The sequence below is a fragment of the Pseudomonadota bacterium genome (assembly GCA_039815145.1).
Taxonomy (GTDB): Bacteria; Pseudomonadota; Gammaproteobacteria; order Steroidobacterales; family JBCBZW01; genus JBCBZW01.
In genome coordinates, this window is the sequence record JBCBZW010000064.1 from 1 (window position 1) to 14,223 (window position 14,223).

General features: G+C 65.7%; 14 protein-coding genes. 6 read left to right on the forward strand and 8 right to left on the reverse strand.

All coding sequences use genetic code 11. The features are described 5' to 3' along the window. Nucleotides 1-1,188 (reverse strand): TonB-dependent receptor plug domain-containing protein (locus AAF184_15520; GenBank protein ID MEO0423746.1); only part of this gene is annotated, 1,188 nt, incomplete at its 3' end. Between the two features lie 669 nt (nucleotides 1,189-1,857). Between AAF184_15520 and AAF184_15525 the strand changes: the two genes are divergently transcribed. Beyond that, nucleotides 1,858-2,580, forward strand: a complete 723-nt coding sequence (locus tag AAF184_15525; protein ID MEO0423747.1) for a 2OG-Fe(II) oxygenase family protein — start codon at nucleotides 1,858-1,860, stop codon at nucleotides 2,578-2,580. Here AAF184_15525 and AAF184_15530 read toward each other — a convergent pair. Continuing rightward, nucleotides 2,577-3,356 carry a SapC family protein gene (locus AAF184_15530; protein MEO0423748.1) on the reverse strand — a complete coding sequence of 260 codons (780 nt, stop codon included), beginning with the start codon at nucleotides 3,354-3,356 and terminating at the stop codon, nucleotides 2,577-2,579. The two genes, AAF184_15525 and AAF184_15530, sit on opposite strands and share 4 nt — an antisense overlap. Before the next feature lie 100 nt (nucleotides 3,357-3,456). Continuing rightward, on the reverse strand, nucleotides 3,457-4,419 hold the full coding sequence (locus AAF184_15535; protein MEO0423749.1) for a 2OG-Fe(II) oxygenase: 963 nt from the start codon (nucleotides 4,417-4,419) through the stop codon (nucleotides 3,457-3,459). Nucleotides 4,420-4,676: 257 nt separating this feature from the next. Between AAF184_15535 and AAF184_15540 the strand changes: the two genes are divergently transcribed. From AAF184_15540 to AAF184_15555, 4 genes are all read left to right on the forward strand, one after another. After that, entirely contained in the window at nucleotides 4,677-5,084 is a 408-nt protein-coding gene (locus tag AAF184_15540; protein MEO0423750.1) for a hypothetical protein, read from the forward strand. A 121-nt stretch (nucleotides 5,085-5,205) separates the two neighbouring features. Beyond that, on the forward strand, nucleotides 5,206-5,610 hold the full coding sequence (locus tag AAF184_15545) for a hypothetical protein (GenBank protein MEO0423751.1): 405 nt from the start codon (nucleotides 5,206-5,208) through the stop codon (nucleotides 5,608-5,610). 168 nt (nucleotides 5,611-5,778) lie between these two features. Further along, a complete protein-coding gene (locus tag AAF184_15550) occupies nucleotides 5,779-6,129 on the forward strand; it encodes a hypothetical protein (protein ID MEO0423752.1) in 351 nt (116 codons plus the stop codon). An 87-nt stretch (nucleotides 6,130-6,216) separates the two neighbouring features. Further along, on the forward strand, nucleotides 6,217-6,654 hold the full coding sequence (locus tag AAF184_15555) for a hypothetical protein (GenBank protein ID MEO0423753.1): 438 nt from the start codon (nucleotides 6,217-6,219) through the stop codon (nucleotides 6,652-6,654). A 21-nt stretch (nucleotides 6,655-6,675) separates the two neighbouring features. Here AAF184_15555 and AAF184_15560 read toward each other — a convergent pair whose 3' ends face one another. Beyond that, nucleotides 6,676-7,608, reverse strand: a complete 933-nt coding sequence (locus tag AAF184_15560; GenBank protein MEO0423754.1) for a methyltransferase domain-containing protein — start codon at nucleotides 7,606-7,608, stop codon at nucleotides 6,676-6,678. Further along, nucleotides 7,608-9,476 (reverse strand): tetratricopeptide repeat protein, encoded by a 1,869-nt coding sequence (locus AAF184_15565; protein MEO0423755.1) that lies wholly within the window; start codon nucleotides 9,474-9,476, stop codon nucleotides 7,608-7,610. Before AAF184_15565 ends, AAF184_15560 begins: the two co-directional genes overlap by 1 nt. 57 nt (nucleotides 9,477-9,533) lie before the next feature. On the opposite strand from AAF184_15565, the gene AAF184_15570 reads away from it, so the two are divergent. Beyond that, nucleotides 9,534-10,646, forward strand: a complete 1,113-nt coding sequence (locus AAF184_15570; GenBank protein MEO0423756.1) for an aspartyl/asparaginyl beta-hydroxylase domain-containing protein — start codon at nucleotides 9,534-9,536, stop codon at nucleotides 10,644-10,646. Here the strand turns inward: AAF184_15570 and AAF184_15575 are convergent. Genes AAF184_15575 through glnL form a run of 3 tightly spaced genes read right to left on the reverse strand, consistent with a single transcriptional unit; the run spans nucleotide 10,643 to nucleotide 14,222 of the window. Next, nucleotides 10,643-11,692, reverse strand: a complete 1,050-nt coding sequence (locus AAF184_15575; protein MEO0423757.1) for a hypothetical protein — start codon at nucleotides 11,690-11,692, stop codon at nucleotides 10,643-10,645. The two genes, AAF184_15570 and AAF184_15575, sit on opposite strands and share 4 nt — an antisense overlap. Nucleotides 11,693-11,725: 33 nt before the next feature. Continuing rightward, nucleotides 11,726-13,132 (reverse strand): nitrogen regulation protein NR(I), encoded by a 1,407-nt coding sequence (gene ntrC, locus AAF184_15580; protein MEO0423758.1) that lies wholly within the window; start codon nucleotides 13,130-13,132, stop codon nucleotides 11,726-11,728. Next, entirely contained in the window at nucleotides 13,125-14,222 is a 1,098-nt protein-coding gene (gene glnL / locus AAF184_15585; protein ID MEO0423759.1) for a nitrogen regulation protein NR(II), read from the reverse strand. Before glnL ends, ntrC begins: the two co-directional genes overlap by 8 nt. Between the last annotated feature and the right edge of the window lies 1 nt (nucleotide 14,223).

The following is a 14,223-nucleotide window of genomic DNA, read 5'->3' on the forward strand; positions in this document are numbered from 1 at the left end:
ACGACGGCCGATGAAGCCGAGGAACGCGTTGTCGGTGTCGTCGACGACGCCGTCGCCGTTGGTGTCGCTACGTACGCCGTCGAGGGCGTCCTGCACACCAGGACCGAAGAACGGGCTGTCCGGGTTCACTTCCAGCGTGCCGAGGAACGCAGGCGTCGGGGCCAGCTCCTGGTCAACGCGGTTGTTGGCGAAGGCCAACTCGGAGAACACACGCAGACGGTCGTTCACGTCGTAGTGAGCGAACGATGCCAACAGGAAGCGCTCCTGGGGCAGCTGCAGGTAGTTGTCCGGAGCGTAGTTGAAGCGATCGTCCGGATCGACGAACGGTGCGCCGGTGCCATCGGGGTTGAAGCGGCCGAGGATGAACTCATCGTCGGTGCCCGGGTTGATGGTCAGGCCGGTGAAGTCGCGGGTGCCAGGAATACCGGAGGAACCACCAGCGGCCAGCGGACCGCCGATACCGGTAGCGCTGTCCTGACCTTCCGTGCCAGCGGGTGCGACGTCGGTCAGCGCGAAGCTGGAGAAGTCACGATCACCCTGGAACAGCGGCTTACGGTTGATGAAGCCAGCGTACAGAACGGCGTTACCCTTGCCGTCGGCGAAGTTGCCGCCCACGGTCAAGTCGACGTTGAAGCGCTCGGCATCACCCTCAGTGCTGACGTCGTACAGAGAGGTGATCGTGGCACCCTCGAAGTCGTCACGCAGCTGGAAGTTCACCACACCGGCGAGTGCGTCAGAACCGTACACAGCGGAGGCACCGCCGGTCAGCACGTCCACACGCTCGATCAGCGTGCCGGGAACGGTGTTGAGGTCAACCACACCCGTCTGGGTAGAGGGGATGTAGCGGCGGCCGTTCACGAGAACCAGGGTACGGGCGGTGCCCAGACCACGCAGGTTCACACGAGCAGTACCGTCACCCGGGTTGTTCGAGCTCGGACCGAAGGACGGCAGGGTCAGCGGCAGCTCGGCCAGCTTCTGCTCGATGTTGATGTTACCGGAGAGGGTGAACTCTTCGGCGTTGACGACGGTAACCGGGCTCACCGCGTCGAGGTCGACGCGTTCGATACGTGAGCCGATGGTGACCACTTCTTCATCGACTTCCTGAGCGACAGCGGGCATGGACACGGCCACGGCGCTGGCGGACAGGAGCGCGAGCTTCACGGCCCGCTCTAGATTGATGTTGTTCATTGCTCCTCCCTAGAGAGCACTAACGCGTAGCGGACCCGAAACCCAGGTCCCCCAATTCAGCCGCAGTCGCGGATGTGCGGGGGGTGATAGCAAAGGCCCTCGACTCAGTCAACGAACTGCTGTGGCTTCGTCCCGACAGCGAAGGGGCAGGGCGGCGGAGAAAACGACAAGGATCCCGGGTGAAGCGAGGGCGTCTGGGGCCTAAGGGGGCTAACCAACGAACCAAGTCACAGAACCTGGCGCGGGCGACCGCGCCCGTCAGACCCTCCTGACGGGCACCCAGATCGGCCTTATATTGTTGATTTCATTACGATATTTACACCGCCTGGCAATACCTTGATGAGTCGAGAAATGGCCGAAAGAAGTGCCGTGGCGAATTCGCAACGTCGTCTCAACACGGCCAGCACAGGGCCAGCGGGGGAGCAAAATCGGCATGTCAAAACGCCATGAGTCGTTCGACCGCAACCATTCGTTGTGGTGGAACATCTCCCGTTGTTTGCGCACAACAATTTGGTGAATATGTTGCGTCGGCGGCCGTTCACAGCTTCACGGCACGGCTGCGACGACTACCGATAGCGAGATGCACGACGGCCGTGAGAACGTGCGGGTATGCTTCGCCCCGAGCCCACCTTAGGGACTCCCGCAACACCAGTCCGAAGTGCCCGCCGCATGACCGAATTCGCCTTGAACCCCAGCCTCGACCCCGCCGCCCTTGCCGAGCGCTACGGCGCACGCCGGCGCATCCACATCCCGGGGCTACTGGTTGATGCGCACGCCGACCAGCTGGCCCAGTGCCTGGAACGTGACGTCCCATGGGGATTTGCCTGGTTCGATGGTAAGGAGCCTCGCTATCACCGCGCCGAGGCCCTGAGAGCCCTGGACCGTGACGCCCAGACCGCTTTGCACCGGGAGGTCTTCCAGGTGGCCGGCCAGGGCTTCCAGTACGCCTACCGCACCTATCCGATGCTCGATGCCTACCTAGAGGGGTGGGGGCAGGTGCCGCTGCTGGACCGCTTGCTCGACTTCATCAACTCGCCGCCGATGCTGGAATTCGTGCGGAGGGTGACCGGGCACCAGGAGATCGCCCGCGGCGACGCCCAGGCCACCTGCTTCGCGCCCGGGCATTTCTTGAAGTATCACGACGATGCGCAGGAGGACGACCGCATCGCCGCATTCGTCATGAACTTCACCCGCCGCTGGCATCCCGATTGGGGCGGCTACCTGCAGTTCTACGACAAGCAGATGGACATCGAACAGGCGTTCATCCCGCGCTTTAACGCCCTGAACATGTTCTCCGTGCCCCAGCACCACTCGGTGAGCTACGTCGCCAACTACGCGAGTTGCCAGCGTTATAGCGTCACCGGGTGGTTCCGCCGGGCCGCCCAGGGCTAGTGGCTGGTGGCCGCCATCACCCGTTGATGGCGCTCGAGCAAGCGCAACCAGTTCTCCAGCGAGAAGAGGTGAGCGTAGGTCACTGCGAGCATGCCGACATCGTTCAGCTCCTTGACCGTATCGGCTGGCAGATCACCGAGCTTCTCCGGCACCACGGCGATGTAGCTGGCGATAGTCTGCTCCTCATCGCTCCCCGGCACCTTGTGGGTGGCGCGGCGGGGACCTAGCAGGTCCAGCGCCTTAAGGCGCTCCACGTACTCCATCGTCTTGCGTCGCTCGCCTTCGTACTTGCCGCAGAAGTCGACCATAGCCTTGGTGTTCGGGGCCATCTCCTGACCGTCGAAGAAGGGAAACTCCGCGTTCTCGCCCACGGAAGGGGCTGCCCGGTCCACCACCACGGCGAACTTCTCATCGCCCGTCACGGCGAGCGCGAAGGGGTGGCAACGCAGGTAGGCGGGGATGTAGGCGTCCTGATCCCAGCGGCCGTCCGCATCCACGAACAAGTTGCTGTTCTCACTCAGGCCGACCACGGCCAGGGGCACGGGGTTCTCCATGTCGGAGAAGATGATCGGGAAGTTGCGCTGGGCGGAGGCGATCTCCGACACCACCAGCGGAATCGCGCGCACCTTGGCAGCGAAATCGAAGGGCCGCGGCGGCGGGGTCACGCCGAGGGCTCCGTGGTCGTCCACCGTCAACAGCTCGGGCTGCTCGTACAGGAACATCTTGCCCTCGACCGGCGCGACGGGGATGCCCTGGTCTTTCTCTTCTTCACTCATGTGCTCACGACTCCACGCGGGGCTCCAGTGACCAGGAGCCCATGTTCGAAAAAGGGTGCGCATGATAACGACTTGAGAGCGTTCGGCGTAGCGCCGGATGCTACAAGGTGTTGGCCAGCTCCCGCCCGTAGGGCGTCGTTCGCTGGCGAACCCACTTGCTCATGATCGCTTTCTCGCCACCTGTCACCGGGGCACCAGCGTGACGAGAGGCCACCAGGGGCTGTCCGTCCTCGGTGGCGTTGTTAAAGGTCAGCAGATCGCCCGGGGCCAGGGTCACCTCGATATCCAAGTGCTCGAAGCGCGTCTCGCCCCCCGATTCCGGTGCCACCACCCCCAGCAGCTGGGTCAGCAGGCGTTGCCCGCCCTGGGCCTGGCCATCGGGACTGCTCACCGACGCCGGCGGCAGGCAGTCGAGGTGAGGCTTGTAGGCCTGACCACCGGCGTAGCGCAGCAGGTTGGTCACCTCGCCGCACTCCCTCGCGTACCCGCCAGCCTGGGCCAGGCGCTGCTCCAGGAGCTTGCCGTGCCAGCCGAGCAGTTCGGGCAGCCATTGGGCGTAGCTCGCGTCGCGGACGGGGTGCGCCACACGCTCTCCACTGCGCGGATCCACCACCAGGGTGGGCGCCAGGTGGGGTGCGAGCTGGCGCAAGGGGTAGGCCAGCGCCGCTTCGGGCGCGAATCGGCGCACCAGCGTGGCCCGCACACCCTCACGCTGCGCCAAAGTCCGCGCCGCCGGCGCCTCCCAGCGCTCCTCGCTGGCGAGCAGCCACTCGGCCAACGCCTCCGGCGAGGCGAGGGACCCGCTCGGGGGTGCCTCGAAGCCCACCCAATGGGCCTGCAAAGAAACAACGACTTGCGCCTCCGGCAGCGCAGCGAAGAACGCCTTCGAAAGCCACGCCGCCCAGGCCCCATCTCCCTCAGGAGGCGAGCGGTGAAAGCGATGCCACTCCGCCCCCAGGAGCCAGGTGTAGGGCTCGCTGGCGGCCGATCCGAGCAGTTGGTCCAGCAAGGCCCGGGCGTGCTCGCCTGCGCCCGCTTTGCGCATGGCTAGCGAGAGCGCCATACGCGCCGCCGGGCGGTGTCCAGCCTGCGCCGCGTATATAAGGTCGGGCTCGGCGGCCTGCAGTCCGTGCGTACGAGCTCGGGCAATGGCGCGCTCGAATAGGGTTTCGGCGTTGGATCCGGGGGCTGACTCATGCACCTCGCCAATCTGCAAGATCGCGAGCGCCCGCGCAATCCGTTGCACCGCAAGGGCCCTTTGCACGAGCAGACCCCTGTGGTTTACTCGACTGGGCAAGGTCTCAAAAGGGGAGAAAGACGATGACCGGCAGACTGATCCCCCTAGCGGCCGCCGCCCTACTCACGGCCCCACTGGTGTGCCCGACCGCCCTCGCAGGCGATCGCGACCAGCAAAACGAAGAGCAGGCTGCAGCCACCGCTAAGGGTTCGAAATCTTACACTTGGGATGAACTCGTCGACTTGATTCCCGAGTTAGAGGGAATGACCGTCGAGTATCCGCAGCGCAAGGCGGGCGTGCCTGCGGATGAAGCAGTGGCCCAAGAGCCGCGCCTTTGCCGTAAGGAAACCGTCATGGGTTCACGGATTCCTAAGCGCCGCTGCTACACACTGGACCAGCTGGTAGCGGAAATTACTGAATCGAGGGCGTTGTACAAACAGATCATCGGCGGCCAAATGACGTTTGGCATGATCGGCGACGGAGGCGAGTAGGGACTCCTGCTTCGCACCGCGCAGGGATGGGCGGGTAAACGACGTTATCAGTAGGTCATCGAAGTCGTAAGGCTTCGATGCATCGGCCGCACGCGGCCGCTGATAAGTCGAGGTCACCGCCATGTCCCACGACGCCAAGGCAGTTCGCCGGCACTCCCCACTCGCCGCCGCTGCCACCGCCGTTTGCCTTTCCCTGAGCAGCCCCATCGCTCTCGCGGCCCCGCCGCATGAGCTGATCAAGGCCACCGTCCCCCACTCGTTGAGCGAAGCGCGCCAGGCCTTGGTAGCCCTGGTGCCCGATGCCGAACCGCTCACCCAGCACGGTCGCGACCGACGCCGTGTCCCGCTGGCCACGGAGGTGCCTGGTCCCCCCATGATCTGCATCCGTTCGGCCAACAGTCCTTACGCCAACTTGTTCAAGCGACGTCGCTGCATGACCTTGACCGAGTTCGAACGGGAGCGGCGCTTAGCCGTCCTACGTGGCCGCACGGTCATCAGCATGAGTTCCGTTATGACGCTCCCGTAGCCGCGCGATTTCGACGCCCACGGGTGCGCCACCATCCGTGGGCTTCGGGCTTTCATGCCCCCAGGGGGTTGTGCTTCACTCAAGGCTGAGGAGTCGTGCGTGGGGAGCGTAGCCATGGGACCGTCGAGGAGCCGATCTGCCGTCAGCGTTTCGTTGGGGACGACGCTGTTGCTGTTGTTGTCCGCCGGTCTCGCAAACGCCGCGGATCCCGAACCGAGCGCTGCCCCGCCCCGCGATCCGAGCGGGGACGCACTGTCCGCCGCCGAGATCACCTGGCGCGCACTCGCAGCAAACGTGCCCGATCTCGCCAACAACGGCTTGAGCGCCAGACGCGAAGCCATGACCCGCGTCCCGCGTGCCTTCGAGCTCCCCAGCACGCAGAAATTCTGTCAGTACGAACGCGACACGCAATCGAGCGTCATGCGCCGACGTTGCTACTCCGCCTACGAGTTGTACCGCGCCCAGCGACAGGCCCGAGTCACGTCCACGATGGTGGTCGGCGGCGTTCGCCAACAATAGCTCTCCGTTCGCCGAAACGCGCTTCCCCCGCATCCGTATGTTGTGTTTCACTGACATGCGAACGTGACGACGAATAGGGGACTCCCGATGAGGAAGAGCACCCGCGTTGTGCTGTGCGCAACACTGTCCATCGCCGCCGCCGGGGCGAGCGCTGCAGACGACGCTAGCCGAGCCGCCGCGACCGCAGATGACGAGGCGCAGGCCAACCAGACGAGCTATAGCTACACCTGGGACGAGCTGGTCGAGCTGATCCCGGACATCCGTGACATGCACCTGGTGAAGGATCGCAAGAGCCGCCGTCAGGTCGCCGATCCCAACGAGGTGGCGGGCACCACCAAGCTGTGCAGGCGCGAGCGCACCCAGTCGATGATCAAGCGACGGGTGTGCTTTACCCTCGACGAGTACGTCGAGCAGTACGTGGAAGCGCGCAAGTACTACGCGGAGCTGGCGTCCGGTCAGATGACCCGGGGCTTTCTTGGCGAAGGCGGCGGCGCGACGGCGACGGACCGCACCTCCTACCCCTAGAGCGAGGTTACCCGGGCGGCGTCAGTTCGCCGCCGTATGCGCGACCAGGTGCCAGCCGACCAAGGCTGGCTCGTCGTCATCCTTGCCCACCTTCACTTCGAGCGGCTCGAGCCGGTCGACGACTCCACCCTGGGCCTGCAACACGCCGCGCAGGGTCTGGGCGCGCCGAGTATCCAACGCCGCTTCCTGTAGCTGGCCGAGACGCTCGTGCTCCGCCTCAAGGCGGGCAGCTAACACACCGCTCATGATGCGCGCCTGCTCCGGAGACTCCCCGAGGCGCTCCACGATGGTATTCACCATCTTGTAGACTTGGCCGGTGATCCGCGCCGTTCGCCGCACGTTCGCCTTAAGATGGCGCTCACCAGCGGCCTCGAGCTTGTCCACGGGAATCTGACCCGCAACGAATTTGATCAGCAGGGGCAAGGGCCCCTTGGGGTCGAGCAGGGAAGCGATCTCCTCGCGCAACGGCGCCGCCGGCGCCACCACCTCGCTATCCACGTGGTGCATCAGGAAGACCAGCTGGCCGCCAGCGCGCAACACGCTGAGGGCCTCGCCCACCGCTTCTTCCAGCGCGCCGTACTCCACCCCGTACTGGCTGGTCACCACGTCGAAGCTGGCGGCAGGGAAGGGTAAGTCCGCCACATCGACGCGCCCCTGAAAGCTCACCTGCTTCAGCTCGGGCACGTCGCTGACCGCCGCCACCGGATCGATCTCCGCCTGATCTACACCGCTCACCTCCAACGCCGGGTTCGCCCGCAGCAAGGTCACGGGCACCGTGCCATTGCCGGTGGCGAGGTCGAGCACTCGACTGCCGGGCGCCAGGGAGGTGGCGAGATCGGTCCACAGCTGGCGCACGGGATGGGCGTCGCCGTCCGCCGTGCCAGCTGGCAGACAGCTATCGAGGCTACCGCCGGCCCAGTAGAGCGACCATGCATCCTGCGGATTCGCGGTCATCAGGCGGGCACCGCGTCGAAGGGAGCTGTCATTCGGAAATCCTCAGGAGAACCAGGGAAGGGCACCGTACCGTGCCAGGTGAAAGATGGGAACAGCACGAGCAGGCCCGGCGCCGGTTGCACGTAGCGCTCCGCGCCGTCGTGATCCGGCAAGGCCAGGCTGCTGCGGCCGAAGCGAATCCAGCCGGCACGATTCACCTCGTCCGCGCCATCGGGCGCAGCCGCCGAAGCACTGACGCTCGGCGGTAGGGAGATGTAGCACGACGAGCTTACCCAACCCGCCGGGTGGACATGGTCGACATGAAAACCATCGGGTTGGAGGCGAACGGACCAGGACCCTGAGAAGCGCCAGGCCTTGGTGCGCCTTCGCAGCAAGGGGTGCTGATCATCGCTCGGCAGTTCCGCCACGTACTGGTCGACCACGCTCGCGATCGCACCGCGCAGGGCTTGGATCACCGGATCCGGCTTGTGCAGCAAGCGGCCGGGCGTCTGGGTGCCGTGTTCGAGCGTTTGTGCCAGCGGGCGTACCACCATGTGATGCATCGACTGCAGGGTCTGCGTCACCGCGCTGAGAAAGCTCTCGAGGCTCTCGTAGCCTGGTGGCGTCGGCAACTGCCACGCGCGCACGAAGCGAAGATCCTGATGCAGATCGTGGTAGCGCTGATCGTTGAGTTGGCGCCACACAGTGCTACGCCAGGCCCAGCTCAGCTGATCGTTCGGACCGAGGGTGAGAAGCTCATCGACGATCGGGTCTGCTCGCTGCGCCTCGCCCTCACGCAGCAGTGCCTCCACCAAATCCTGACGCAAGGTGATCGCGCTACGCGGGTCGCCACCGCTCGGCGCTACGCGCACCGCCTCCTCCAACACCTTCAGCATGTCGGCCGGCTGGTTCAGGGCGCGATGAGCCTGCGCTTCCCAGCGCAGGAGATCCACCTGCGGACCGAAGTGCTCGCGGGCATCGCGGGCAACCCTCAAGGCATCGTCGCTGCGGCTGGCGAGCACCAGGCAACGCATCCACGCCGCGCTCAGGGCGGGGCTGAGCCAGCCGTGTTGACGATGTACCTCGGCGTAACTCTCGCCATAGCGATCGAGCTGGCCCCGCTGCCAGTGGAGTTCGTTGAGGGTCTCGTGGGCGTCGATGTAGTCCGGGCGCAGGGCGATCGCTTGGCGGTATGCCCGCTCCGCCTCGTCGTGGTCACCGCGCTCGAACGCCAGGGTGGCGGCAGCGTGTACGATCTCTGCTCGCTCGGGCGCCGCCTCCCGCGCGGTCTGCAATACCGCAGTCGCCTCTTCCAAGCGTTCCTGCAAACGCAAACTCACCGCCAGGTGATGCAACGCTACCGCATGGTTAGGGACCCGTGCGATGAGCTGGCGAAGTACGGCTTCGGCTTCCGTCGGTCGCTCCAACGCGTTCAAGGTGGCACCGAGCGTCGAAAGGGTGCGCGGATCATCCGGCGCCAACTCACGCGCCCTGGTCAGGGCATCGAGCGCCTTCTCGTGCTCTCCCAACACACCTAACACGATACCTAGGTTACGATGAGCATCGAGGAAATCGGGCTGCGCCAGGGTCGCTTTCGTGTATGTCGCCGCCGCCTCGCCACGCTCGCCAAGCTCGTTGAGCACATTAGCGAAATTATTGAGTAGCGCCGGGTGGCGCGGCGCCTTGCGCACGGCCTTACTGAGGGCCTCGCGAGCCCGGGTCAGATCCCCCCGGGCCTTGTACGCCAGGCCGCGAACGTGCAGCACGTTCGCATCGTCCCGGGCCTTCGGCGGTAGCCCATCCAAGCCCTGCAGAGCACGCGCCGCCTCACCGCGCTGAATCAGCGCGAGGGCTTGGCTCAGCACCGTGTTGAGAGTCGTCTTGGCCATGGCGGCAGCATAGCGCAGCCGTTGTCCGCACGCCGACGGCTAGCGATAATTCGCGCTATGAACGATGCAACTACGGCACAGTCACGGCAGAACGCCCTGTGCGGGCGAGCGCTGGATGCGGAGCTCGCCGGCCACCTCGACAGCGCCGTCGCGGATTACAGCGATGCTGTACGGATCGACATGGGCAACCCGGTGCCCCTGCTCTACCTGGGCTACGCCCTCGCGGCGCAGGGCCACGAGGAACACGCGGCCGCCGCCTGGTCCCTCGCCGCAGATCGCGACAACCGGGTGATCAACGCCTGGCGCGGTCAGGTGCGGGAGGACATCTCGATCCGCTCGAAGGCGGCCCACGATGGCATTCGGCGCTGGTTCACCCAGCTGCACGAGCGCGCACTTCAGAGCTTCGCATCGCAACGCCCAGGCGCGCACGTCGCGCGCATCGAGGCAGCCATCTGGGTGCAGACCCACGACGGCGAGGTCAACTTCGGAACGCCCGCTCAGCAACCCCATGTGTTCTACGTGCCCGAGCTCGCGCCGATAGCGGTCTTCGACCGGACCCAGGCGCCGTGGCTGGGGCAGCTGGAAGACGCGTTCGAGATCATCTGCGAGGAGTACCTGGCCGCCTGCAATCTCATGGCCGGCCACGTGCGCCCCTACCTCGATTGGAAGATCGCGCAGGGCAACCCGCTGGCGCATCTCGCCGAGAGCCGCGCCTGGGCAGCGCTGCATCTGTACAAGCAGAGCGATCCCAATCCTGAAGTCATCGCGCACTTCCCGCGCACGCTCGCCGCCCTGGCAGCACTGCCGCTGCTGGAGGTGGACGGCCATCCGCGCGAAGTGCTGTTCTCCGTGTTGGGGCCGGGCCAACACATCAAGCCCCACTACGGGCTGGCCAACACGGATGCCACTGTGCACTTGCCCCTGATCGTGCCGGGCGAGTCCGCGCTCCGCGTGGCCGACGAGATCTGCCCCTGGGAGCCAGGCAAGGCCCTCGCCTTCGACGATTCGTTCCTCCACGACAGCTGGAATCACGCTGACGGTGATCGCGTCACCCTGCTCTTCGAAGCCTGGCATCCGGATCTGAGCGTGGACGAACGGGAGGCCGTGCAAGCGTGCTTCGAGGCGCGCGCCGCGTGGAACCTGCGTCGTCCGCAGCTGGCGCTCGCCTAGGCGGACCGCTCGTTCGGTAGAGCGCTGTGTTGGCGCAAGGTCGCCAGCGCGTCGTTCACCGCAGAGTCGGATCCGCGCAGCTTGCTCGACCAGGCCAAGGTGAGGGAGATGGCCTCGCCATGCTGCGCCTCGATCTGGGCTCGTTCCTCCTCGCGCTGCGCGCTGTCGTATTCGAGGTCCGCGAACTTCGAATGACGATGGAAGGCGGGCCCGTTAGCGGCGGCGGTGAGCGTCTCGTCGGAAAGCCCTAAGCGAGCGAACGCGTTCACTTCCTTCAAGGCGCTCAGGGGATCGGCCAGGAAGGCGGCAGCGCTCAGGGTGGCCAGCGGTGCGCGCCCGCCAGCGCCGAGGGCACCGAGGTAGTTGTCGATCTGATGCCACCACACGAGCGTTGCCACCTGCAGATCGGTGAGCAGCATGCGTTCGCGCTCACGCCATTGCTCCATCGGGCTGCCGTCGAGGCGGAAGATGTTCATGAGGTGGCGCACGAACCAGCGCCCCGCCTCGCCCTTCTTGATGACCGAGACGAGAAACGCGCGCAGGTCTGCGTAGAGCAGAACGACCGGTGCGTCGAAGGCGGTGAGCGTGGGCAGCAGGTTGGCCGTGGCGTTGGTCGGCTTGAGAATCACCTGCTCCTCGGGGGCGAAGCGACGGGCAAGCAACCTCAGCACCAGCTGGGTCAAGTTGGCGAAAGCCTGCCTATCGTCACGGATAGGTTGATGCACACGAGGCAGGTTTGCCAGTTGCATCAGAATGTCCGGCTCCTTCAACGCCAGTACCTTACCCGGGTGATCCAGCGCGGACGCGAGCAAGGTAGAACAGCAAAAGGCCGTGTGCAGAATCACGGGGGGCAGCGCCAAGTCGTCCACCGCCGCACTGAGTGCGGCGATGGGTTGGCGTGCAGAGACCGCCGACGGAGTGGCGAACCGCCCATCCAGAAAGGGCGCCTCACTCAGGGCCTCACGCGTGGTGGGCATGAAGCCGATCTCGCCGCGACCGGCATCCAGAAGCAGCGGGTACTGCGCCGCCGGCGGCAAGGCGCTCATCGTCGCCCTCCGTCGCTCGAGCTTAACGTTCGATTAGCCCAGCCCGAGTGTCCGCATTTTGCGGGTGAGCGTGTTGCGCCCCCAACCGAGCAGGCGAGCGGCCTGCTGGCGATGACCACCGGCACGCGCCATGGCGGCCCGGATGAGCGCCCGTTCGAACTCGGGCAGCGCCTCGTCGAGCAGCGGCGGGGCGTCGGTCTCAGCGAGGGCCGCTTCCGCCCAGCGCGCCAGGGATACGGCCCAGCTTGCGGCCTGCTCGCCGGTGGGCGCCTTGAGACCGTCCAATTCACTCGCAACATCCTGCGCCTCGATGCGCTCGCCCGGCGCCAGCAGGGTGAGGCGGCGACAGACGTTGACTAACTCACGTACGTTTCCGGGCCAATGATAGCGCTGGAGGGCCGCTTCGGCCTCGCTGGTCAGCACCTTCGGCGAGATCCCTGCTTCCGCTGCGGACTGGCGCAGGTAGTGGGCGAGAAGCGCCGGCACGTCCTCGCGCCGCTCGCGCAGGGGCGGGACACGAATACGGATCACGTTCAGACGATGGTAGAGGTCTTCGCGAAAGGTGCCGTCTGCCACCCGGGCCTCGAGGTTCTGGTGGGTGGCGGCGATCACGCGCACGTCGGCCTTGAGCGGCGAGCGGCCACCCACGCGGTAGAACTCGCCCTCGGCCAGCACCCGGAGCAGGCGCGTCTGCAACGGCGTGGGCATGTCGCCGATCTCGTCCAGGAAGATGGTGCCCCCGCGCGCTTGCTCGAAGCGCCCGGGTCGTTGTGCGTCGGCACCGGTGAAGGCGCCGCGTTCGTGGCCGAACAGCTCGGACTCGAGCAGCTCGGTCGGCACCGCGGAGGTGTTGAGGGCGATGAAGGGGCCGTCGCGGCGCGGGCTGTGCTGGTGCAGAGCGTTGGCCACCAGCTCCTTGCCGGTGCCGGACTCCCCCGTGATCATCGCCGTCATGTGGGATCGCGTCAGACGCCCGATCGCGCGGTACACCTCCTGCATGCCCGGCGCACGACCGATAAGGGTGCCGAAGCTCGCCTGCGGATCGGCCTCCGCCGGATGCTGCTGCTTGCCGTGCAAGGCTGCGCGACTCACCAGCTCCACCGCCTCGTCCACGTCGAAGGGCTTGGGCAGGTACTCGAAGGCGCCACCACCGTAGGCCAGTACGGCGCTGTCCAGATCACTGTGCGCCGTCATCACGATGAAGGGCAGGGACGGGTAGCGCTCGGCGAACTCACGCATCAGGTCGATGCCGTCCGCGTCGGGCATGACGACGTCGGTGATCACCACATCGGGCACTGCGTCGCGAGCGAAGGCGCTGCGAAAGCTGTCCGCGTCGGCGAAGGTGCGCACGTTGAGGTCGGCCTCGCCAAGGGCCTGTTCCAGCACCCAGCGGATCGATTGATCATCGTCGAGTACGTAGACGGTGGTCTGATCACTCATTTGGGGTAGCGTCCTCGGCGGGGAGCAGAACAGAGAAGACCGTTCGCCCGGGCTTGCTCTCATACTCGATGGATCCTCGTTGACGGCTGATGAGCTCCAGGGCCGTTGGCAATCCGATGCCGGTTCCATCGCGGCGGCCCGTCACCAGGGGGAAGAACAGTGATTCGCGCAGACTTTCGGGAACACCAGGGCCATCGTCCTCGACGTCCACCCGGACCATATTCGAGCGGTACTCGCCGTACACCACCGCCTGGGAGACCGCGCGCGTTCGCACACATAGGCGGCCCGTTTGATCCATCGCTTGCAGGGCATTGCGAACAAGATTGTGAATCGCTTGAATGACCTCGTCACGGTCAATCAAAACGTTCGGTAGGCTAGGATCATAGTCCGTGATGATCTGCACCTTGGTGAGGGGATCGGCTCGCACCAGGCGCACGAGATCATCCAGTGGTTCGTGCACGTTCACCCACGCGGGTCGCGAGCGACGAGGGGGGCCGAGCAGCGAATCAACCAGTTGGGTGAGGCGATCGGCTTCGCGCATGATGATGCCCGTATACTCGCGCCCCTCCTCCGCCAAGCGACGTTCGAGGAGTTGCGCCGCGCCACGGATTCCACCTAAGGGATTTTTTATTTCGTGAGCAAGCTGGCGAACCATGGTGCGATTCGCATCCAATTGAACCAGGTTGGCCGCGTCGCGATCAAAGCGCAGACGCGCCTGTGCATCGTGGCACTCGAGGAGCACACCGGTGAACTGACGGCCGTCCTCGAGGGGGCTCAGCTGCACGTCGATCATGCTGTCGAAGGCGCTGGAAGCGCGCGGCCGCAACGGTAGGGCGCGGCAGATCAGGGAGCGATGGGTGGCAATAGCCTGTTCCACGAGGCCCGCCAGGGGCGCATCAGCCTGGAGAGCCGTGGCCATCGGTTGACCGAGGAGTTTGCTCGCGCTGAGGCCGAGTAGGGCCTCGGCCGCCGGGTTGGCGTAGCGCACCACGCCCTGCGCATCGAGGCGCAGGAGCGCCGTGCGCTGGTGGTTTAGCAAAAAGCGGAGGGGTGCTACCTCGTCGGAAGCAGGCGGGTCGAGCTCAACCATG

What these genes read in the sequence shown, in the direction of transcription:
- AAF184_15525 (MEO0423747.1), top strand. Translation starts at nt 1,858, where the DNA reads ATGACCGAATTCGCCTTGAACCCCAGCCTCGACCCCGCCGCCCTTGCC.
- AAF184_15545 (MEO0423751.1), top strand. Translation starts at nt 5,206, where the DNA reads ATGTCCCACGACGCCAAGGCAGTTCGCCGGCACTCCCCACTCGCCGCC.
- ntrC (MEO0423758.1), bottom strand. Translation starts at nt 13,132, where the DNA reads ATGAGTGATCAGACCACCGTCTACGTACTCGACGATGATCAATCGATC.
- glnL (MEO0423759.1), bottom strand. Translation starts at nt 14,222, where the DNA reads ATGGTTGAGCTCGACCCGCCTGCTTCCGACGAGGTAGCACCCCTCCGC.
- AAF184_15540 (MEO0423750.1), top strand. Translation starts at nt 4,677, where the DNA reads ATGACCGGCAGACTGATCCCCCTAGCGGCCGCCGCCCTACTCACGGCC.
- AAF184_15555 (MEO0423753.1), top strand. Translation starts at nt 6,217, where the DNA reads ATGAGGAAGAGCACCCGCGTTGTGCTGTGCGCAACACTGTCCATCGCC.
- AAF184_15560 (MEO0423754.1), bottom strand. Translation starts at nt 7,608, where the DNA reads ATGACCGCGAATCCGCAGGATGCATGGTCGCTCTACTGGGCCGGCGGT.
- AAF184_15530 (MEO0423748.1), bottom strand. Translation starts at nt 3,356, where the DNA reads ATGAGTGAAGAAGAGAAAGACCAGGGCATCCCCGTCGCGCCGGTCGAG.
- AAF184_15565 (MEO0423755.1), bottom strand. Translation starts at nt 9,476, where the DNA reads ATGGCCAAGACGACTCTCAACACGGTGCTGAGCCAAGCCCTCGCGCTG.
- AAF184_15575 (MEO0423757.1), bottom strand. Translation starts at nt 11,692, where the DNA reads ATGAGCGCCTTGCCGCCGGCGGCGCAGTACCCGCTGCTTCTGGATGCC.
- AAF184_15535 (MEO0423749.1), bottom strand. Translation starts at nt 4,419, where the DNA reads ATGGCGCTCTCGCTAGCCATGCGCAAAGCGGGCGCAGGCGAGCACGCC.
- AAF184_15570 (MEO0423756.1), top strand. Translation starts at nt 9,534, where the DNA reads ATGAACGATGCAACTACGGCACAGTCACGGCAGAACGCCCTGTGCGGG.